This is a genomic window from Micromonospora sp. NPDC048887 (assembly GCF_040649715.1).
Lineage (GTDB): Bacteria > Actinomycetota > Actinomycetes > Mycobacteriales > Micromonosporaceae > Micromonospora.
This window is the reverse complement of record NZ_JBEZGA010000002.1, coordinates 199,941-219,953: the sequence shown is the minus strand read 5'-3', so window position 1 is coordinate 219,953 and position 20,013 is coordinate 199,941. Positions and strand designations below refer to the sequence as shown.

Below are 20,013 nucleotides of genomic sequence, written 5' to 3'. Positions count from 1 at the left end.
TCCAGGTCGTCCACCAGATCCATCCGGCCTGCGGTGACGGGCTCGGTCATCGTCGAAGGGGCCCTGGTGACGGACGCGGCGTCCCGCGACGGGACAACCGCCGTGAATTGATTCTGTTACTGTTTCGCCAGGGAAAAGAGGAGCTTCTATAGCCCTTAGTGCGGCTGCGGTGTGCCAACACCGCAGCCGCTGTGTTCCCACGTCAAACCCTCGGAGGTCCCGTGAGTACGCAGTCCATTCTACCCGTAACGAGAAGGACAGTGCAGGCCGGGCTCATGGCCGCTGCTCTCGTCGCCGTCGTTGCCGCCCCGGCAGCACCGGCCTCGGCGACGGAGGCCGGGCCCACGGCCTGCGTCGCCGACTCCTACTACTACAACATCTCGAGCTTGGGTAACGATCACGTGCGCGTCGGTCCCGAGCTCTATGTCCGGAACCAGAATCCGACACCCACAAGCGCCTCCTTCACCTCGGAGGTAACCGGCTCGGTCTCCGTTACCGCGAGCTACTCGACTACCATTTCGGGTGGCATCAGCCTTGCGGTGATCAATGCGGACGCCGCAACCACCCTGGGTATCGCCGCTACCTACACCCTGACGGCAAAGGCCGGAATTACCGCCGGTCCGATGACCGTCCCGGCGAACAAGATCCAATGGGCCACCTACGGCGTGAACGTGCGGAAGACCAAGGGAACCTTCGGTCGCGAATACACCAACTGCACGGGTGCGACGACCTCGATCACCCTTGCCAAGCATCCCACCGGTGTCGGCTGGAAGTTGTGGCAGACCTCGATCTGAGCTCGTAGGGTCCAGGCGTCCATTGGGACGCCTGGACCCGAGCGGTTTCGATACACCGGCCGAAAGGGCGTTCACATGTCCAAGCGAACCTTGTCGACTTCGCTCGTCGTCGGCGCGCTGTGCGCCGTGGCGCTTGGCGGATGCACCTCGGCGGGCACCAGGTCGACGGAGACCGCCACGACAACGGGCAGCGCTCCGACGCCGGACACCTCCCGTCGACCCACGCCCCGGCCGGAGCCCATTGTCGGGACCCCGCCCGCCGGAGACGGTCCGACGCTTCTGGTCGTCGCGGCCACCACCGGATCACGCACGGTGGGCAAGGCCAGCGTCGCGGTGGGCGATCTGTGGCTGACCGGTCGGTGCGACCACGGCACGTTGAAGCTGCATATTGAGCCGCTGGCTGTCCTGCCAGTGCCGTGTGACGACTTGGCGGGCGCGCCTTTCGCCAATCAAATCGTCATCGACACACCCGCCACGTACCGCATCCGGGTCGAAGCCCCATCCGGCCTCACATGGAACCTGCGGGTGGAACAGTAGTGCTGAAGCTCGCTATCCAGCAGGGCATCGCTCGACCCTACCGCCTGGTCACCACGATGGCGGCTGTCGTCATCGTCATGAGCGGATTCCTCGTCCTGGCTGGAACGTCGGAAAGTCGCCGGCTGGCGATCGATCAATTCGTCAGCGCCAACTCCCGAGGAGCGTACGACCTGCTGGTCCGTCCCGCAGGTTCGCGCAGTCGTTCCGAGGTCGAGTCGGGTCTGGTCCGTCCGGGATATCTCATCGGACATGACGGCGGCATCACTCTCGCGCAGTGGAAGGCGGTCAGCTCGATCGCTGGAGTGGACGCCGCCGCTCCAGCAGGGGTGCTCGGGTACATCGGGGTGAACCTGGAGGTACCGATCGCCCTGTCGTCGATCATCGACCGCACCCGCGAGCAGCAAGTGGTCCGGGTTCGACCGTCGACGCTCGCGGATGCCGGCCTCACCAGGGTTGATGATTCCGAGCCGCGCTTCGCGTACGTCACTACCCGCCCCGTGGCGGTTCCCCGTCACATCGTGACAGACGACGGACGCGAGGGCTTCACCACGCCCGACAACCGTCTCCTCTCGCAGGAAGACCTTCTGGACCTCGGCTGCGCGCACGTTCAGGTGCCGTACGTCTATCTTGAGAAGACCGACGCGGGCGATTGGGTTCCCATCTGCGGCACGCAGTTCCTGGCGCCGCAGCCCGGGGTCGACCGAGGCAGTCCGCAGCTGAACATGTCCACGTTTTCGGTCTTCCAAGCTCTGCCGGACGGCCGATACAAGGATTTCACCGGCGTCAACGAACTGCCCGATCCAGTCACGGGCGCTCCCACTGCCCCGGCAGTCGTCACGGATCCGCAGCTCGTCATGACGACTCCGCTGTGGCTGCCGATCGGTGTGATCGATCCGGCCGCCGAAGCCGATCTGGTCGACCTCCCCGCCTCAGTGCGACGCGGACGCTACCTGGCCGGTGGCGTGGGAGAGTCCACGGCGGACTCCGAGCTGATCGTTCAAGCACTCGTCGCCGAACGGCTTCCGCTCGATGAGCAGCTCTTGGTCGAGACCGCGCTGGTGGATGCGGGTGATCCGGTCAAGCGCCCTCCTCGCGAGTTGTTGTCGGAGCTGACCTCGGCTCGCAGTATCCGGAAGGTGACTTCCTCGCACGACCTGGCGGACGTCTACCATTCCCAGGTCTCGCCGGGCAGCGAGGTTCGGCTGGATCGCGGTCTCAAGATCGGCCCGGCCAGCGTCTCGACCGCCCCGGACGGCCACCAGCAAGGCATACCCGTTTCCGCTGATCCTCCGGCCGCATGGAGCACGGCAGTGTCCGACCATGGCGAACGGGCAACCGGGCGCCGGGCGCTGCAACCGTTGTTGAGCGGGGACGTCGTTTTCCGGTCCGTGGTCGGCCCTGCCTTCCTCGACCCGCAGGACGTCAGGCGTCCCGCACGCGTTCGTACGGTGGGCACGTTCGAGCCGAACTCAATCCGACAGTTCTCCGAGTTCGCTGCTGTGCCACTCGAGCTGTACGACGCTGGGCTTCCCGCGCTGGCCGACGGTCGGCAGGTCCACCTCGGTCCGAACTCCAACCCGACGAGCTATCTGGCGCTGCCACCGTCGGCCCTGATCTCCGTCGAGAACGCGGTGCGGCTGACAGGACGCGACGATGTCGTGGGGGCACTGCGGGTACGAGTGTCGGACGTCGACGGTGTCGACGGACGCTCCCGCGAGCGGGTCACGCAGGTGGCGGAACAAATCGCGGCTATTCCAGGTCTCGAGGTCGACGTGACCCTCGGTTCCTCGCCTGAGGTGCGGTCGGTCAACCTGCCATCCGGCCAGTTCGGACGGCCACCCGTGCTCCTTGATGAGATGTGGCCCCGAAAGGGCGCCGCCCTGACCGTCGTTCGCGCTACTGACGAAAAGACGGTGACACTGTTCGGCCTGGTGACCGTGATGTGCTTCGGGCTCCTCGCCGGCAATATGGTGGCCAACCTGCGAGGTCGCCGCCGGGAGTTGGCCGTCCTCAGCGTCCTCGGCTGGCGTCGGCGTCGGGTCGTGGGCCTCCTGGTCGTCGAGGCGACGATACTCGCTTTTCTGGGGGGCCTCGTCACGCTTGCTCTTGGCGGGGTACTGGTTGCGATCACCGCACTTCACGTGCCCTTGGTCGCGTCGCTTGCCGCTCTCGCGATCGTGACTGTGATGACCGCTCTCATCGCGCTCGTTCCGGCGCTCCGCGCAGCCCGTCGTTACCCTTCGCTGGCCCCAGATGTCCGGGCAGTGTCCGTACGCCGGACCCGAGGCCGACCGACGCCAGCAGGCCTCGCCTGGACCAACGCCCTGAGCTCGCCGGGTCGCACCCTTACCGCGGCGACGGCGGTGGCCTTGACGGTGATCGCAGGATCGGCACTGTTGGCGATCAGGAACGATTACGCGGGAACAATCACCGGAAGTCTGCTCGGCAACGAGGTGCAGGCCCGGGTGTCGGGCGCTGACGCAGCCCTGATGGCGATGCTCCTGGCGACGAGCCTGATGACGGTCGCCAATGTCATCTACGTTGGTCTTCGGGAGCGAGCCATGGAGATCAACACCCTGCGAGCAGTGGGCTGGACCGAAAGTTCGATCCGACAGCTCGCGGGCGTCGAAGGGGCGATCATCGGTGGAGCCGGTGCTCTCCTGGGCGCTGTGGGCGCCGTCATCGCCGTGGGATGGCCGCTCGGCGGCGTGTCAGGGGCGACGATCGGTACGGTCGTTGTCTTGGCGGCAGTTGCCGTGGCCTTGACCAGCGCCTGTGGGGCGGTAGCAGCCGCCGCGACGCCGGCACTCTCCGCTGCCACGATGTGTGATGAGGGGTGAGCATGGGATCGGAGGTCTTGCAACCCGACCGGACCGTGTTGTTGACGAACGTCTCCAAGTACTTCGTGTCGGGCGACGTGCATACCACCGCACTGGACAATGTCTCCCTGCGCGTTGATGGTGGCACGTCCCTCGCCGTGACAGGTGCGAGCGGTTCCGGGAAATCGACGCTCCTGCACCTGATCGGAGGTATCGAGAAGGCCAGCGCCGGCACGATTCAGGTGGGTACCCGGCAACTGGCCGCGCTCCGCGCATCAGAGTTGGTGCGGCACCGGCGTTCCGTCGGTTTCGTGTTTCAGCGCTTTAATCTGCTCCCGGCACTCACTGCCGCCGAGAACGTCATGGTCCCGCTGTACGGCACCGGCCTGAAGGCCGCACGTCGCCGGAGCCTCGCATTCGAGGCGCTCGAACAGGTGGGGCTATGTGAACGCGCGGGCGCCCTCCCATCGCAACTGTCTGGGGGCCAGCAGCAACGCGTCGCCATCGCCCGTGCGATCGTCACAGACCCGAGCGTCATTCTGGCGGATGAACCCACCGGCAACCTCGACAGCGCCAGCGGGGCCATGATTCTGGAACTTCTGACACGCACGTGTCATGAACGTCAGGTAACCCTCCTCATCGTGACGCACGACCATGAGATCGCACGGTCCTGCGCGCAGGTGATCCGCATGGCGGACGGGGCGGTACTGACCGCTCCCTCTCCTGACTGATCACCGGCGCAGGCATCCTGCCGGGGTCAAACGCGGCGCAGGTCCGCCGACGCGGCGTCAAGCGGTTGCTGCGGCGAGCCGGCCAGAAGCGCCGGCTGTTGCCACCGCTGGAGGCAACCTGAGCAGGTGCATGATCCAATGTCGCGGTGGAACTCACCAAGCAGTTCAGTGAGCGGGAATTCGCTGCGGCGCTGGAGTCATGGGCATGGCTGGATCTCGACGGGAAGGCCGCGCGGTTCACCTCGCTGTTTGGTGATGTGTTCCTTGAGTCTGCCGACGGCGCGTGGTGGTTCCTCGACACCTTCGAAGGGCAGCTCATACGGGGGTGGGGCTCCCGTGCCGACCTGACTGCCGAGCTGGACACCGAGGATGGCCAGGACCGGTATCTTCTGGCCCCCCTCGCCATGGGCGCATACCAGCGGCGCGGGCTCCACCTGGACGCCAGTCAGATCTACGCCTACGCGCCACCGCCGATCGTCACGGGAAGCTTCGACGTCGATCGGATTGAGGTGTTCGGCTTCGTCGCAGTGGTCAACACCACCGGTCAGCTCCACAGACAGCTACGGAACGAGCCCACCTAGGAGCTGAGGGCCGGCCGGTAGTGCCCACCACGACCGACATCCTGTCGCCGCTGGCTTGCTGGATTCTGTTGCACATCACCTCGCGGAGCTGCGTCGACATCAACTGTCGGATCGCATCGCCGGCGGCCGTTCCGGATTGAACGTGCGTTCGATGGAACAGGGCCAGACGCCTTGTGCTGGCGAACGGCGGCTCAGCCTCTCAGCCGGTGACAAGCGAGGCGCCCTCTTCTAGGTAGGCGGTACGGGCCCGCATGCTTGCTCGTAGAGCTTCGATCCGATCTCCTGGAGGCAGAACGCCTGTTCGGCACGACCTGGCCGCTCGAAGCCACCGCGTACGCCGACGACCAGGACGCCGAACACCGGCCGGGCAACGCCCGGCAGTGACGGCTCGGCTCACAGGTGCGGTCGATGCCGGTAGCGGTTATTGAAAGGCGTCGCCGGACCTTCGGACCCTAGAGTGACGCTCATGTCGGGCCGCCGGGAACGCATGCGCCGGGAGCTGGGCGGCTTCCTCAAGGAGTACGGCCGCAGCTCTCGGTCTCGCAACGGGATGAATCCGAACGACCGTCACTACAGCCGCAAGTTGGAGACCCAGATCAAGCGGATGCGTCCCGAGGATCTGGACCGCCTGATGCGAGACGATGACGAGGACCAGTAGCACCGGGCCGTCCGCCGGGGAGGTAGCGTGCCTTCGCTGTTCTCCTCGCCGGCCCGAAGGACGCTCATGGACGACCGCATCGACCCGATCGAGATCATCGCTCGGGTGTCAGAACAGCAGGGCAAGCACCGCGCCTTCGAGGTGTGGCTCTACAGAGCCGACAAGGAGGGTTGGTCGGTGACTGTGGAGTCGACCTCGCTGGATCAACCGGGCGACGAGTGCGGTGTCGTGAACGTGGAGGGTCTGAGGTACCGGATCCGCCACACCAAGAGAGTCCGGCGAGAAGTCATCATTGTCCCTCCGGGCCGGCACTTGATCACTGCGCCCCTGAACCCGGCACGGGCCGAGGCGGACGGCCTCCGGCAGACATGGCAGTTCCACCACGCCGCGTGGGCCGAACCGATCGTCGAGGACGACTGACGCAGCCCTCAGGCACCGCCGCTGTACGGCGCTGCCGTCGCCGCCCGCTGCCCGAGGAACTCGCAAAAAGCAAGCAGAGGTTCAAGATTGCCTGCCAGTGGTCTTCATCGCTGACGAGGCTGCGCTCCGCGGCACCGTCACCGAAGGTCTCCTCCAGCACCGGAGACCAGAAGGCGAGGCTGCTGCCAGGCCGGCTCGTCCGGGCCGGCGGTCAACCTGCCCGGCGGTCAACGCCCCTGTCGTTCTGCGGCGGCCCCTTGGGCTTCCCGCTTCCGCGCCAGCCGCCGGGCGTGTTGCGTGGCCGGAGTCGGAGCGTCAGCGGAGCGACGGGCGCGCGCCCAGGCGGCGGCGCGTGCGGCCCGTTCAGGGCCGCCTGGAAGACGTACAGAAACTTTGCACATCGCCGGCAGCCGGCTTGTCCGGTCTCGGAACCTGCCTGACACATCGGTATCAGGACCTGGGTGACACTCCGCCGAGTGTTGGTGGAGATGAGCGTGATGGAACAGCGGTATCGGGCCGTCCAGGATGCTGCTGGTGGTGAAGGGTGGGCGCGGCAGGTTTCGAACCTGCGACCCCTCGCTTGTAAGGCGAGTGCTCTCCCACTGAGCTACGCGCCCGGAACGCCCGTACGGCGGGCCGGAGCGGCCAGCTTACCTGCCCGCCTCCGGCCCCGCGCAACGACGTGCCTGGGGTGTGGGACTCAGGCGGCGACGGCCTCGGCCAGCGCCTTGCGCCAGCCCTGCTGGTCGCGCGCCTCGCCGGGCATGTTCATCTCGGCGAACCGGACGACGCCGGCCTTGTCGATGACGAAGGTGCCCCGGTTGGCGATGCCCGCGACGTCGTTGAAGACGCCGTACGCCTGCGCGACCGCGCCGTGCGGCCAGAAGTCGGCCAGCAGCGGGAACTGGTAGCCCTCGCGGTCGGCCCAGATCTTGTGGGCGTAAACGGAGTCGACGCTGACGGTCAGCACCTGGACGTCGTCGTTCACGTACTCGTTGAGGTTGTCCCGCACCTCGCACAGCTCACCCTGGCAGATGCCGGTGAAGGCGAGCGGGTAGAAGACCAGCAGCACGGTCTTGCGACCGCGGAAGTCGGAGAGCCGGACCTCCTGGTTGTTCTGGTCCTTGAGCAGGAAGTCGGGCGCCTCGGCGCCAACCTCGATGGGCATGCGTGCTCCCTCGGGATCGGGTCTGGAAATGATCAGCCTGCCACACCCGGCGACCGTGGTCGCCGGGTGTGCGGCGCGTCCCTACTTCTTGCTCTTCGACCCGCGCCGCATGACGAGGCGGGCGCCGCTCCAGTCGCGGCCGGCGTTGATGGTGGAGGTCTGCTGCAACCCGGCGGTCTGCGCGCTCTCGGCGACCTCGCTCGGCTCGACGTGTCCGTCGCGGCCGGCCTTCGGGGTGAGGAGCCACACCACGCCGTTGTCCGCGAGCGGCCCGAGGGCGTCGACGAGGAGCTCGAACAGGTCACCGTCGCCGTCTCGGTGCCAGACCAGAACCGCGTCGACAACCTCGTCGGTGTCCTCGTCGACGAGTTCCCCACAGCGGTCGGTCAGGGCGTCCCGGAGATCGGTGTCTACGTCGTCGTCGTAGCCCATCTCCATGACGACCATGCCCGGCTCGATACCGAACCGGTCCGCCAGGCTGCGTACCCCGTCGGCCTGGCCAGCGGTCGCGCTCACTGTCGAGTGCCTCCTCATCTCATCCCTGCTCGTGGCGTCGGGTGACACCGTCGGGCTCAGTCCACACAGTTGCGGCTCGCCGCGCAAGTGGCGCACCGGGTGGAACGGAATTTACCGTGCCAGCAGCGTACGGGCACCCTCGGTGATGGCTTCCGCTGAGACCAGAACCTGACGGGCGGCCGGACCTAATGGTACAAACGAGTCAAGTCCGGCCACGCGCCGCGCGGCACCGACGTACCCGGTGTCGACCAGCGCGGACAGCACACCCTCGCCCACTCCGCCGGACCGCCGCGTCTCGTCCACCACCAGCACCCGGCCGGTCGCCGAGGCCTCCCGGATGATGTCGGCCACCGGCAGCGGGGCCAGCCAGCGCAGGTCCACCACCCGGCTGCCCACGCCCTCCTCGGCCAGCGTGGCGGCGGCACGCAGCGACATCCGCACACCGTTACCGAAGGTGATGATGGTGAGGTCCTCGGCGGAGCCGACCCCGTAGACGCGGGCCCGCCCGATCGGCACGTGGCGGTCCCCCCAGGCACCCGGTTCGGCGTACTCGGCGGTCCACTCCTCGTCACCGTCCGTGTGCAGGTCACGGACGTGGTAGAGCGCGACCGGCTCCACGAAGACGCAGACGCTGCCGTCCACCCGGGCCGCCGCCAGGCAGGTACGCAGCATCGGCGCGGCGTCGTCCGGCCGGGCCGGCACGGCCACCACGAGCCCCGGCACGTCGCGCAACGCCCCCAGCGAGTTGTCGGTGCGGTCGTGCCCGCCGAGCCCGTCCGGGGCCGCCAGGCCGGCCACCCGCACCACCATCGGGTTGCGGAACGCGCCCCGGGACAGGAAGCGCATGGTGGCCGCCTCGCCGCGGAGCTGGTCCTCGGCGCCGTGCAGCGACGCGAGGTGGCGGATCTCGGGCACCGGCAGCAGGCCGGCCAGGCCGGCGCCCAGCCCGAGCCCGAGGATCGAGGTCTCGTCGGGCAGCGTGTCGAACACCCGCGCCGCCCCGAACCGGTCCCGCAGTCCCCCGGTCACCCCGTGCGTCCCGCCCCGGGAGGCCACCTCGTGGCCGAACACCGCCATCCCGGGATGGTCGAGCATCCCGTCGGCGAGCGCGGCGGTGATGCTCTGCGCCAGCGTCAGCCGGCCGGTCAGCTCCGGCGGCTTGCCGCCGAACGCCTCGGCCCGCGCTCCGGCACCCGGCCCGGCCGCCCGTGCACCCGCCTCGGCGACCTCCCGGGACACCCGGACCGGCCGGCGCGGCGCGAGCTCCCGCACGATCTCGACCGGCGACGCGAGCTTCGGCTCGTCCAGCACCTCCTCGGCGACACGGCGCAGTTGCCAGCCCCGCTCGTCGTACCGGGCCAGCAGTTCCTCGCCACTGGCGTACCCGGAGGTCACCAGCAACCGCGCGGTGGCCAGCAGCGGGTCGCGGTCCGCGTCCCCGTCATCCGGCTCCATCAGCCGGACGGCGCTCAGGTGCAGCACGGCGGGACGGCGCTGCTCGCGTACCCAGTCCGCCGCCTCGGCCGCGACCCGGTAGGTCGCGGCCACGTCCGTGCCGTCGGCGGCGAAGTACCGGATGCCGGGCCGGGACCGCAACGCGGTGGCCACCCAGCCCTCGGTGGAGGCGCCGGCGTCGGCGCAGACGAACAGCACCGGGATGCGCAGGCCGGTGTGGTCGTACCAGCCGGTCGTGTTGAGCGCGGCGGTGACCGTGGCCCGGTTGATCGCGCCGTCGTCGAAGGAGCAGACCACCACCGCGTCGGCGGGCCAGGACGCCGCCTCCGCCGCGCCCTCGGCAGGTCGCGCGCCGCGGCGCAGCCGCTCCAGCGCCAGTCCCAGGCCGACGGCACGCGGCAGGTGCGAACCGGCGGCCGAGGTGGTCGGCACGACCGCCAGGTCCGCGCGGCCGAACACCTTCGCCCGCCCGCCGGCGGCCGGCTCCTCGGCGGAGGCGACGATGCCGCGCAGCACGTCGCGCGCCGCCGCCGCGAACGCGTCGTCGGGCGCGGGCTGCGGCAGATCGGGTACGCCGACAGTCGCGTCCCCGTCCGCGTCCACGACCACCCCGGCCCCCACCGGAAGGCTCTCCGCCTCCCGCTCATCCGGGTCGACGTCGAGATCCTGGTACGAGACGGCCCCCAGGGGGGCACCTTCGCTCCGAGATCTTCCTGGTTCCCGGGGAGCGGAACGGTCGTCTCGGACAGCAGGAGCGGGGTGGGGATCGGCGTCGGAGTCGGTCGCGGGCGGCAGGTCCGGCGGGGTGGACGCGGCAGGGATCGGCTCGCCGGGTGAGGTGCCCGGGGCGGCGCCCGACGCGGGCGGCGGGGTGGCGGGGAAGGCGCCGGCGGCCTGGGCGGCGCGCAGGCAGTAGAACGCGCCGGAGCGGGCGTGCAGCAGCGCGGGGTCGGTCGGCCGCAGCGCGGCGGCCACCGCGGCGTCGCCCTCGTGCCCGGCCGACTCGATCGTGAAGTACCCCTCACCGAAGCCGGACAGCCACCGCCCGGCCAGGTCGAGCAGCCGGCTGGTCGACTGCGCGTCGAACAGCGCCAGCGCCTGCGAGCCGGTCAGCGGCCCGCCGTCGGGCAGCGGTTCGCCCAGGTCGCGCCGCTGGTCGGGCGCACCGAGCGCGGCCAGTGCGGCTCGGAGCCGGTCGTCGAGATCTTGCGGGGTGCTCACGCGGACAGCATTACCGACTCCGGCCCGCCGCGCCCAGTCGGACACGTTCCGCCCGGCGTGGCTCAGACCTCGCCGCAGTCCTCCGGGCAGCCGCCGTCGGAGACCTTGAAGACCAGGTCACGCAGCGCGGCCAGCTCGGCGGTGCTCAGGCCGTCGAGCAGCCGGGGGTCGGACATGACCTGACCGACCCGCTCACGGACCTCCCGGCCGCGCCGGGTGACCACCAGCGCCTTCTGCCGCCGGTCGGCCGGGTCGGTACGGCGTTCCACGAGCCCGGCCCGCTCCAGCTTGTCGGCCAGGCCGGTGACGTTGGACCTGTCGCAGCCGAGCTGCTCGGCGAGGTCGCGGGCGGGCAGCGGGTGGTCCGGGTCGAGTTCGTGCAGCGCGCGGGCGGCGGCCGGGGTCAGTCCCAGCGCGGCGATCCCCTCGTCCTGGTGGTGCCGCATCGCGGCGGCGACGTGCAGGATCCGGCGCACCGTCTCCCCGGCCAGTTCGGCCCGGTCGCGGACGGTGGGAACGGTGGAATGCGCCATCCGTTCATGTTATGGGCGAGTCGATCTTCAATCAGCCGAACGGTGAGGCACCTCATGCAACCGATTGCCGATCATGAGGCGCTGTTCGGCGGAAATTCCCGCCCGGTCGTCCGCCCTTCACCTGGCGGCCATCGACGTCCGTGAGGCTTCCCGGAGTCGACGAACCGGACTCCGGGGAGGAAACGTGGCTCTGTCCCGACGTACCATCCTGCTCAGCGGCGCGGCGCTCGGCGCCGCCGGCGCGGCAGCCGGCCTGCCGCTCGCGGCCGCCGCGTCGCCGGGCCCGCTGCGACGCGACCCGTTCACGCTCGGCGTGGCCTCCGGCGACCCGGACCACGACGGCTTCGTCCTCTGGACCCGGCTGGCGCCGGAGCCGCTGGCCGAGGACGGCCTGGGCGGGATGCCGTCGCGGGTCGTGCCGGTGGCCTGGGAGGTGGCCGCCGACGAGCGCTTCCGGCACGTGGTGCGCCGCGGCGTGGCCCTGGCGCGGCCGGAGTCGGCGCACAGCGTGCACGTCGAACTGGGCGGCCTGCTGCCCGGACGGGAGTACTTCTACCGGTTCCGCGCCGAGCGCTGGCTGTCCCCGGCCGGGCGGACCCGCACCGCCCCGGCGCCGTGGCTGATGCCGTCCGCCCTGGCGATGGGCTTCGCCTCCTGCTCGCAGTACGAGCACGGCTACTTCACCGCGTACCGGCGCCTCGCCGAGACCGAGCCGGAACTGATCCTGCACCTCGGCGACTACCAGTACGAGTACGCGCCGGACACGTACAACGTGCCCGGCGGCAACCCGCGCGACCACGAGGGGCCGGAGACCCGCACGCTGGCCAACTACCGGCAGCGGCACGCCCAGTACAAGACCGACACCGACCTGCAGGCGGCGCACGCTGTCGCGCCCTGGGTGGTGGTCTTCGACGACCACGAGGTGGAGAACAACTGGGCCGACGAGGTGCCCGAGGCGCCCGACCCGGACTTCCTCGCCCGGCGGGCGGCGGCCTTCCAGGCGTACTACGAGAACATGCCGCTGCGCCGCACCTCGATCCCGCGCGGCATCGACATGCGGCTCTACCGGCGGGTGCGCTGGGGCCGGCTGGCCACCTTCCACATGCTCGACACCCGGCAGTACCGGGACGACCAGGCGTGCGGCGACGGCTACAAGAGCTGCGACGCGGCGTCCGACCCGGCCCGCTCGATCACCGGCGCCGCCCAGGAGGCGTGGCTGCTGGACGGCTTCCGCCGCTCCGAGGCGCGCTGGGACCTGCTCGGCCAGCAGGTCTTCTTCGCCCAGCGGGACAACAACTCGGGCCCGCTGACGGTGACGAGCATGGACGCCTGGGACGGGTACGTCGCCTCCCGGGACCGGATCACCAGGGGCTGGCTGGCGGCCGGGGTGCGCAACCCGGTGGTGCTCACCGGCGACGTGCACGCGCACTGGGCCAGCGACCTGAAGCTGGACTACGCCGACCCGACCTCGCGGACGGTCGGCAGCGAGCTGGTCTGCTCGTCGATCACCTCGACCGGTGACGGCGCGGACTCGCCCACCGGCTCGCACCCGTGGCTGGCGTTCAACCCGCACCTGCGCTTCCAGAACAACCTGCGGGGATACGTCCGGACCACGATCACCCCGACCGAGCTGACAGCGGACTTCGACGTGTTGCCGTACGTGAGCCGGCCGGACGCGCCCGCGTACACCCGGGCCCGGTTCGTGATCGAGGACCGGGTGCCCGGGTTGAACCTGACGTACGACCGCCCGCCGGCCGCGGCACGCACCGCCGCCCCCGGCGTCGACCAGGGCCGGCAGACGGTGGAGACGGAGACGGTCCGCCCGTGACGGCGCGGCCGGGCCGGGCGCGTCGCGCCCGGCCCGGCCGTCAGCCGGCCAGGAACGAGAAGCGCACCTGACGGTCGGGGTTGTCGCCGTTGGTGTCGACCAGGCAGATCGACTGCCAGGTGCCGAGCTGGAGGCGCCCGCCGAGCACCGGCAGCGTCGCGTACGGCGGCACGAACGCCGGCAGCACGTGATCGCGGCCGTGCCCGGGCGAGCCGTGCCGGTGCCGCCACCTGTCGTCGGTGGGGAGCAGGTCGTCGAGCGCCCGCAGCAGGTCGTCGTCGGACCCGGCGCCGGTCTCGATGATCGCCAGCCCGGCGGTGGCGTGCGGGACGAAGACGTGCAGCAGGCCGTCGCCGGCCCCGGACACGAACCGCTCGGCCTCGCTCGTGATGTCCCGGACGGCCGGCCGGGAGCCGGTCCGGACGGTGATCACCTCACTGCGCATAGGGCGCATTCTGCCGCAGCGTCCGACTCCGCGCCGCGCCCGCCGATAGCGCATCCCGTGATCGCGCAAAGTTACCGACGGGTACCTGTGTTCAGCGTCGCGTCTGGGGGTGGGAGAGGTGACGGCACGCGCCACCAGGGGGCAGGATGGCGCTAGAGACCTATCCCACACGAAACCGAGGGAACGCCTGTGGCTACGGAACGCAAGCGCCCGGTGATCACCGCTGGTCTGCCGAGCCAGCTTCCGGACATCGACCCTGAAGAGACCAGCGAATGGGTCGAGTCACTCGACGGTGTCATCGACGAGCGCGGGACAAAGCGAGCCCGGTACGTCATGCTGCGCCTGCTGGAGCGGGCCCGCGAGCGGCAGGTCGGGGTGCCGTCACTGACCACCACCGACTACATCAACACGATCCCGCCGGAGCGCGAACCGTGGTTCCCGGGTGACGAGCACGTCGAGCGGCGGCTGCGGGCGTACATCAGGTGGAACGCCGCGATGCTGGTGCACCGGGCGCAGCGCCCGGAGATCGGCGTCGGCGGCCACATCTCCACGTTCGCCAGCTCGGCGTCCCTCTACGAGGTGGGCTTCAACCACTTCTTCCGGGGCAAGAACCACCCCGGCGGCGGTGACCAGATCTTCTACCAGGGTCACGCCTCCCCCGGCATGTACGCGCGGGCGTTCCTGGAGGGCCGGCTCAGCGAGAACCAGCTCGACGGGTTCCGGCAGGAGCTGTCGCACCCCGGCGGCGGGCTGCCGTCGTACCCGCACCCGCGCCTGATGCCGGACTTCTGGGAGTTCCCCACCGTCTCCATGGGCCTCGGGCCGCTGAACGCGATCTACCAGGCGCGGTTCAACCGCTACCTGCAGCACCGCGGCATCAAGGACACCTCCCAGCAGCACGTCTGGGCGTTCCTCGGCGACGGCGAGATGGACGAGGTCGAGTCGCTCGGCGCGATCGGCGTGGCCGCCCGCGAGGAGCTGGACAACCTCACCTTCGTGATCAACTGCAACCTCCAGCGCCTGGACGGACCGGTCCGCGGCAACGGCAAGGTCATGCAGGAGTTGGAGGCGTTCTTCCGGGGCGCCGGCTGGAACGTCATCAAGGTCGTCTGGGGCCGGGAGTGGGACCCGCTGCTCGCCGCGGACACCGACGGCGCGCTGGTCAACCTGATGAACACCACGCCCGACGGTGACTACCAGACCTACAAGGCGGAGTCCGGGGCGTACGTGCGGGAGCACTTCTTCGGCCGCGACCCGCGGACCCGCAAGATGGTCGAGCACCTCTCCGACGACGAGATCTGGAACCTCAAGCGGGGTGGCCACGACTACCGCAAGCTCTACGCGGCCTACAAGGCGGCGATGGAGCACACCGGCCAGCCGACGGTGATCCTCGCCAAGACGATCAAGGGCTGGACGCTCGGCTCGCACTTCGAGGGCCGCAACGCCACGCACCAGATGAAGAAGCTGACGCTGGAGGACCTGAAGCTCTTCCGCGACCGCCTCTACCTGGACATCCCGGACAAGTCTCTGGAGGAGAACCCGTACCTCCCGCCGTACTACACGCCGGGCGAGAAGTCGGACGAGATCACCTACCTGAAGGACCGGCGTCAGCAGCTCGGCGGCTACCTGCCCACGCGCAGCACCGCGCGCAAGACGCTGGCCATCCCGGGCAGCGAGCGGTTCGCCGACGTCAAGCGCGGGTCGGGCAAGCAGAAGGTGGCCACCACGATGGCCTTCGTCCGCCTGCTCAAGGACATCATGAAGGACAAGGAGTTCGGCAAGCGCTGGGTGCCGATCATCCCGGACGAGGCCCGTACCTTCGGCATGGACTCGCTCTTCCCGACCCAGAAGATCTACTCGCCGCACGGCCAGCGCTACACCGCCGTCGACCGGGACCTGTTCCTGTCCTACAAGGAGTCGACCACCGGCCAGATCCTGCACGAGGGGATCAACGAGGCCGGGTCGGTGGCCTCGTTCACCGCCGCCGGCACGGCGTACGCCACGCACGGCGAGCCGATGATCCCGCTGTACATCTTCTATTCGATGTTCGGCTTCCAGCGCACCGGCGACGGGTTCTGGGCGGCGGCGGACCAGATGGCGCGGGGCTTCGTGCTCGGCGCGACCGCCGGCCGGACCACGCTCAACGGTGAGGGCCTCCAGCACGAGGACGGCCACTCGCTGCTGCTCGCCGCCACCAACCCGGCGGTGGTCTCCTACGACGCGGCGTTCGCCTTCGAGCTGGCGCACATCGTGGAGAACGGCCTGCACCGGATGTACGGCGAGGCGCAGGAGAACATCTTCTACTACCTCACCATCTACAACGAGCCGATCTTCCAGCCGGCCGAGCCGGAGGGCGTGGACGTCGAGGGCATCGTCAAGGGCATCCACCGCTACTCCCCCGCGCCGCAGGTCGGCGACGACGCGCCGAAGGCGAACATCCTCGCCTCCGGCACCGGCATGCAGTGGGCGCTCAAGGCCCAGCAGCTGCTCGCCGAGGACTGGGGCGTGTCCGCCGACGTGTGGTCGGTGACGTCCTGGACCGAGCTGCGCCGCGACGCGGTCCAGTGCGAGGAGCACAACCTGCTCAACCCGGGCGAGGAGCCGCGCGTGCCGTACATCGCGCGGAAGCTGGCCGACGCCGACGGGCCGAAGGTCGCGGTCAGCGACTGGATGCGCGCGGTACCGGACCTGATCGCCCGCTGGGTACCCGGGGACTACACCTCGCTCGGCACCGACGGCTTCGGCATGTCGGACACCCGGCACGCGCTGCGCCGCCACTTCCACGTGGACGCCGAGTCGGTGGCGGTGGCAACGCTGCGCCAGCTCGCGCTGCGCGGCGTGGTGCCGGCGCACGTGCCGGCCGACGCCGCTCGCAAGTACGCGCTGGACGACGTCAACGCCGCACCGGTCGGCGAGACCGGCGGCGACAGCTAGTACCCGTCATACGAGAAGGGCCCGGCGCCAGGTGCGCCGGGCCCTTCTCGTCCCCCGATGCGACGACGGCCCGGCGTCCCTGGCGGGAACGCCGGGCCGTCACAACGCGGGCGACGCCGGGACGGGCTCGGTCAGCCGACGGCGGCCAGGTCGGTCAGCCGGGCCAGCGAGTCCTCCAGGTCGGCGCCGACCCGGCGCAGGCCGAGCCGGAGCAGGGCCGCCTTGACGGGTCCGGCCGGCCACCGCACCACGATCAGGCGTACGACGCTGCCGCCGTCCTCCTCGTCCGGGGTCAGCTGGACGTAGATCTCGGTGCGTGCCTCGGCCCGGGCGCCGGCGCCCTTCGCGCGTTCACGCCAGCCGATCAGCGTCGGCTCCTGGAAGGCGATCACCTCGGCCTCGTGCGCGGCACCGCGTCCGGCCTGGACCAGCTGCCGCCGCCCGAATCCCTCCCCGGACAGGACCTCGGCCGCGCGGACCCCGGCCAGCCAGGCCGGCAACTGCTCGGCGCGCTGCACGACGTCCCAGACCACTTCCACCGGCGCCGCCACGTGTGCGCTGCGTTCCACGAGGATCATGAGTACTTTCCCCCACTTAAATCACATCCGCGATATTCGGCACTCTATGTGTAAATCGGACTTAAGCGGACGGGTTCGGAAAAGACACGCCGAACTCCCTTGCGCCACCCAGTCATCTCGGCCTATGGCGCAGCGGTCCGCGGAGCCCTAGAGTCGCGAGCACGCCTCACGTCCTGGAGGGTGACTTGACGACCGCGATGCCCGAGTTCCCTGCCGGCTTCCGCTGGGGGGTCTCCACGTCCGCGTACCAGATCGAGGGTGCGACCACTGCCGACGGTCGCGGTCCGTCCATCTGGGACACCTTCGCCCACGAGCCGGGCCGGGTCGCCGACGCCAGCACCGGCGACCGGGCGTGCGACCACTTCCACAGGTACGCCGAGGACACCGCGCTGCTGGCCGGGCTGGGGGTGTCCGCGTACCGGTTCTCGCTCGCCTGGCCCCGGATCCAGCCGGCCGGCTCGGGCGCGGCAAACGCCGCCGGGCTGGACTTCTACGACCGGCTGGTGGACGGCCTGCTCGCCGCCGGGGTGGACCCGGTCGCCACGCTGTTCCACTGGGACCTGCCGCAGCCGCTGGAGGACGCCGGTGGCTGGCTGAACCGGGACACCGCCTCCCGCTTCGCCGAGTACGCCGACCTGGCCGCGGCCCGCCTCGGTGACCGGGTGAAGCTCTGGATCACGCTCAACGAGCCGTTCATCCACATGAGCATGGGCTACGGCATGGGCGTGCACGCTCCCGGCCGGATGCTGCTGTTCGACGCCTTCCCGGTGGCCCACCACCAGCTCCTCGGGCACGGTCTCGCGGTCGCCGCGCTGCGCGCCCGCACCACGTCACCGGTGGCGATCGCCAACAACTACTCCCCGGTGCGGGTCGCCGGCGACACCGACGCGGACCGGGCCGCCGCGGCGGCGTACGACGCGCTGCACAACCTCCTGTTCACCGATCCGCTGCTCGGGCGCGGCTACCCGGACGCGCCGGGCATGGACCCGACGATGATCCGCGACGGCGACCTGGACGTCATCGCCGCCCCGATCGACGTGCTCGGGGTCAACTACTACAACCCGACGGGCATCCGGGCGCCCGAGGCGGACTCGCCGCTGCCGTTCGACATCGTGCCGCTGGAGGGCTACCCGCGCACCGCGTTCGACTGGCCGGTGGCCCCGGACGGCCTGCGGGACCTGCTCCTCCAGCTGCACGAGCGGTACGGCGACGCGCTGCCGCCGGTCCAGGTCACCGAGAGCGGCTGCGCGTACGACGACGCGCCGGACGCCGACGGCCTGGTGCACGACCCGGAGCGGATCGCGTACCTGGACGGGCACATCCGCGCGGTACGCGAGGCGATGGCCGAGGGCGTGCCGGTGACCGGGTACTTCGTCTGGTCGCTGCTGGACAACTGGGAGTGGGCAGAGGGCTTCACCAAGCGGTTCGGCCTGGTGCACGTCGACTTCGACACGCAGCGGCGGACGCCGAAGTCGTCGTACACCTGGTTGCGGGACCTGGTCCGGCGATGACCACAGTGAACCCGACGCCGGCCTCGCTGCCGGCGGCGCTCGCGGAGCCGACAGTGCCGGTGCGGCGCGGCTGGATCGCGCTGATCTTCGCGGCCAACCTGGGCGTCTGGATGGCGTTCTTCACCCCGATCCAGGTGCTGCTGCCGCAGCAGGTGGAACGGATCGCCCCGGCCGACAAGGAGGCCATGCTGGCGGTGGTCACCGGCATCGGCGCGCTCGCCGCGGTGCTGGCGAACCCGCTGGCCGGGGCGCTGTCCGACCGCACCTCGCTGCGGCTGGCCAACCGGCACTTCGGCCGCCGGCACGTCTGGACCGCGCTCGGCGCTGTCATCGGCGCGCTCGCCCTGGTGCTGCTGGCCCGGCAGAACACCATCGCCGGGGTGGCGGTGGCCTGGGTCGCCGCGCAGGTCTGCTTCAACGCGATGCTGGCGAGCCTGACCGCCGCGATCCCGGACCGGGTGCCGGTGGCGCAGCGCGGCGGCGTGTCCGGCTGGGTCGGCATCCCGCAGGCGCTGGGCCTGGTGCTCGGCGCGGTGCTGGTCACCGCGGTGGTCACCGGAAACGCGGCCGGGTACGCGGCGATCGCGCTCGCCGTGCTGCTGCTCTCGCTGCCGTTCGCGCTGCTGACCCAGGACGACCACCTGCCCCGGGAGCACCGCTCGCCGCTGCGGCTGCGGTCGCTGTTCGCCTCGATGTGGATCAGCCCGCGCCGCCACCCCGACTTCGCCTGGGCCTGGTTCACCCGGTTCCTGGTGCAGACCGGCAACGCGCTGGGCACGCTCTACCTGCTCTACTTCCTCACCGACGGGGTGCGGGTGGCCGACCCCGAGGGCTCACTGCTGGTGCTGATCCTGCTCTACACGGTCGGGATGATGCTGACCGCCGTGGTCGCCGGGCGCATGTCCGACCGCTCCGGCCGGCGCAAGGTCTTCGTGATCACCTCCGGGCTGATCATGGCGGTGGCGGCGGTGCTGCTGGCGGTGGCGCCGACCTGGTCGATGACGGTCGTGGCGGCGCTGCTGCTCGGCGCGGGCTATGGCGTCTACCTGTCGGTGGACGCCGCGTTGATCACCCAGGTGCTGCCCACCGCCACCGACCGGGCCAAGGACCTCGGCGTGATCAACATCGCCAACTCGGCGCCGCAGGTGCTCGGGCCGGCGCTGTCCGCGCCGATCGTGGTGCACCTCGGCGGCTACCCGACGCTGTACGCGGTCACCGCGGCGGTCACCCTGCTCGGCAGCGCCCTGGTCGTGAAGATCAAGTCGGTGCCCTGACCCGGCCCCC

The 20,013-nt window shown here is 70.3% G+C and carries 17 protein-coding genes and 1 tRNA gene; 11 read left to right on the top strand and 7 right to left on the bottom strand.

Features of this window, described 5'->3' with window-relative positions; translation table 11 throughout:
• Positions 1 to 260 precede the first annotated feature (260 nt).
• From AB0C17_RS04205 to AB0C17_RS04175, 7 genes are all read left to right on the top strand, one after another.
• Positions 261 to 794, top strand: a complete 534-nt coding sequence (locus tag AB0C17_RS04205; protein WP_357389161.1) for a hypothetical protein — start codon at positions 261 to 263, stop codon at positions 792 to 794.
• Positions 795 to 869: 75 nt separating this feature from the next.
• Positions 870 to 1,331: a hypothetical protein gene (locus AB0C17_RS04200; RefSeq protein WP_357389163.1), complete on the top strand. Its 462-nt coding sequence runs from the start codon at positions 870 to 872 to the stop codon at positions 1,329 to 1,331.
• Entirely contained in the window at positions 1,331 to 4,171 is a 2,841-nt protein-coding gene (locus AB0C17_RS04195; protein WP_357476534.1) for an FtsX-like permease family protein, read from the top strand. The genes AB0C17_RS04200 and AB0C17_RS04195 overlap by 1 nt, the downstream gene beginning before the upstream one ends.
• Before the next feature lie 2 nt (positions 4,172 to 4,173).
• Positions 4,174 to 4,881: an ABC transporter ATP-binding protein gene (locus AB0C17_RS04190; RefSeq protein ID WP_357389167.1), complete on the top strand. Its 708-nt coding sequence runs from the start codon at positions 4,174 to 4,176 to the stop codon at positions 4,879 to 4,881.
• A gap of 146 nt (positions 4,882 to 5,027) precedes the next feature.
• Positions 5,028 to 5,462: a hypothetical protein gene (locus AB0C17_RS04185; protein WP_357389169.1), complete on the top strand. Its 435-nt coding sequence runs from the start codon at positions 5,028 to 5,030 to the stop codon at positions 5,460 to 5,462.
• Positions 5,463 to 5,928: 466 nt separating this feature from the next.
• Positions 5,929 to 6,120: a hypothetical protein gene (locus AB0C17_RS04180; protein WP_357389173.1), complete on the top strand. Its 192-nt coding sequence runs from the start codon at positions 5,929 to 5,931 to the stop codon at positions 6,118 to 6,120.
• A 66-nt stretch (positions 6,121 to 6,186) separates the two neighbouring features.
• On the top strand, positions 6,187 to 6,540 hold the full coding sequence (locus AB0C17_RS04175) for a hypothetical protein (RefSeq protein WP_357389175.1): 354 nt from the start codon (positions 6,187 to 6,189) through the stop codon (positions 6,538 to 6,540).
• 545 nt (positions 6,541 to 7,085) lie between these two features.
• Here the strand turns inward: AB0C17_RS04175 and AB0C17_RS04170 are convergent.
• From AB0C17_RS04170 to AB0C17_RS04150, 5 genes are all read right to left on the bottom strand, one after another.
• Positions 7,086 to 7,157, bottom strand: a tRNA-Val gene (locus AB0C17_RS04170).
• A gap of 83 nt (positions 7,158 to 7,240) precedes the next feature.
• Complete coding sequence (locus AB0C17_RS04165) at positions 7,241 to 7,708, bottom strand: peroxiredoxin (protein ID WP_128138072.1); 468 nt, start codon at positions 7,706 to 7,708, stop codon at positions 7,241 to 7,243.
• Between the two features lie 81 nt (positions 7,709 to 7,789).
• Positions 7,790 to 8,224, bottom strand: a complete 435-nt coding sequence (locus AB0C17_RS04160) for a DUF3052 domain-containing protein (protein ID WP_013287823.1) — start codon at positions 8,222 to 8,224, stop codon at positions 7,790 to 7,792.
• 111 nt (positions 8,225 to 8,335) lie between these two features.
• Positions 8,336 to 10,900, bottom strand: a complete 2,565-nt coding sequence (locus tag AB0C17_RS04155) for a transketolase C-terminal domain-containing protein (RefSeq protein WP_357476531.1) — start codon at positions 10,898 to 10,900, stop codon at positions 8,336 to 8,338.
• 62 nt (positions 10,901 to 10,962) lie between these two features.
• Complete coding sequence (locus tag AB0C17_RS04150; protein WP_357390301.1) at positions 10,963 to 11,433, bottom strand: MarR family transcriptional regulator; 471 nt, start codon at positions 11,431 to 11,433, stop codon at positions 10,963 to 10,965.
• A gap of 184 nt (positions 11,434 to 11,617) precedes the next feature.
• Here AB0C17_RS04150 and AB0C17_RS04145 point away from each other — a divergent pair, with 184 nt between their 5' ends.
• Complete coding sequence (locus AB0C17_RS04145) at positions 11,618 to 13,261, top strand: alkaline phosphatase D family protein (RefSeq protein WP_357470495.1); 1,644 nt, start codon at positions 11,618 to 11,620, stop codon at positions 13,259 to 13,261.
• A 40-nt stretch (positions 13,262 to 13,301) separates the two neighbouring features.
• Here AB0C17_RS04145 and AB0C17_RS04140 read toward each other — a convergent pair whose 3' ends face one another.
• A complete protein-coding gene (locus AB0C17_RS04140) occupies positions 13,302 to 13,706 on the bottom strand; it encodes a secondary thiamine-phosphate synthase enzyme YjbQ (protein WP_357390305.1) in 405 nt (134 codons plus the stop codon).
• A gap of 189 nt (positions 13,707 to 13,895) precedes the next feature.
• Here AB0C17_RS04140 and aceE point away from each other — a divergent pair, with 189 nt between their 5' ends.
• A complete protein-coding gene (gene aceE / locus AB0C17_RS04135) occupies positions 13,896 to 16,640 on the top strand; it encodes a pyruvate dehydrogenase (acetyl-transferring), homodimeric type (protein WP_357390307.1) in 2,745 nt (914 codons plus the stop codon).
• Positions 16,641 to 16,771: 131 nt separating this feature from the next.
• Here the strand turns inward: aceE and AB0C17_RS04130 are convergent, their stop codons facing one another.
• The gene (locus AB0C17_RS04130; protein WP_357390309.1) at positions 16,772 to 17,218 is read right to left on the bottom strand and encodes an SRPBCC family protein; all 447 of its coding nucleotides are present in this window, start codon (positions 17,216 to 17,218) and stop codon (positions 16,772 to 16,774) included.
• Between the two features lie 197 nt (positions 17,219 to 17,415).
• On the opposite strand from AB0C17_RS04130, the gene AB0C17_RS04125 reads away from it, so the two are divergent.
• Together AB0C17_RS04125 and AB0C17_RS04120 are read left to right on the top strand one after the other, a co-directional pair.
• Complete coding sequence (locus AB0C17_RS04125; protein ID WP_357390311.1) at positions 17,416 to 18,729, top strand: GH1 family beta-glucosidase; 1,314 nt, start codon at positions 17,416 to 17,418, stop codon at positions 18,727 to 18,729.
• Positions 18,726 to 20,003 carry an MFS transporter gene (locus AB0C17_RS04120; RefSeq protein ID WP_357390313.1) on the top strand — a complete coding sequence of 426 codons (1,278 nt, stop codon included), beginning with the start codon at positions 18,726 to 18,728 and terminating at the stop codon, positions 20,001 to 20,003. Before AB0C17_RS04125 ends, AB0C17_RS04120 begins: the two co-directional genes overlap by 4 nt.
• Positions 20,004 to 20,013: the final 10 nt, after the last annotated feature.

Coding starts and splice junctions, on each gene's coding strand:
- AB0C17_RS04200 (WP_357389163.1), top strand. CDS start 870: ATGTCCAAGCGAACCTTGTCGACTTCGCTCGTCGTCGGCGCGCTGTGC.
- AB0C17_RS04140 (WP_357390305.1), bottom strand. CDS start 13,706: ATGCGCAGTGAGGTGATCACCGTCCGGACCGGCTCCCGGCCGGCCGTC.
- AB0C17_RS04180 (WP_357389173.1), top strand. CDS start 5,929: ATGTCGGGCCGCCGGGAACGCATGCGCCGGGAGCTGGGCGGCTTCCTC.
- AB0C17_RS04120 (WP_357390313.1), top strand. CDS start 18,726: ATGACCACAGTGAACCCGACGCCGGCCTCGCTGCCGGCGGCGCTCGCG.
- AB0C17_RS04165 (WP_128138072.1), bottom strand. CDS start 7,708: ATGCCCATCGAGGTTGGCGCCGAGGCGCCCGACTTCCTGCTCAAGGAC.
- AB0C17_RS04175 (WP_357389175.1), top strand. CDS start 6,187: ATGGACGACCGCATCGACCCGATCGAGATCATCGCTCGGGTGTCAGAA.
- AB0C17_RS04130 (WP_357390309.1), bottom strand. CDS start 17,218: ATGATCCTCGTGGAACGCAGCGCACACGTGGCGGCGCCGGTGGAAGTG.
- AB0C17_RS04150 (WP_357390301.1), bottom strand. CDS start 11,433: ATGGCGCATTCCACCGTTCCCACCGTCCGCGACCGGGCCGAACTGGCC.
- AB0C17_RS04190 (WP_357389167.1), top strand. CDS start 4,174: ATGGGATCGGAGGTCTTGCAACCCGACCGGACCGTGTTGTTGACGAAC.
- AB0C17_RS04125 (WP_357390311.1), top strand. CDS start 17,416: ATGCCCGAGTTCCCTGCCGGCTTCCGCTGGGGGGTCTCCACGTCCGCG.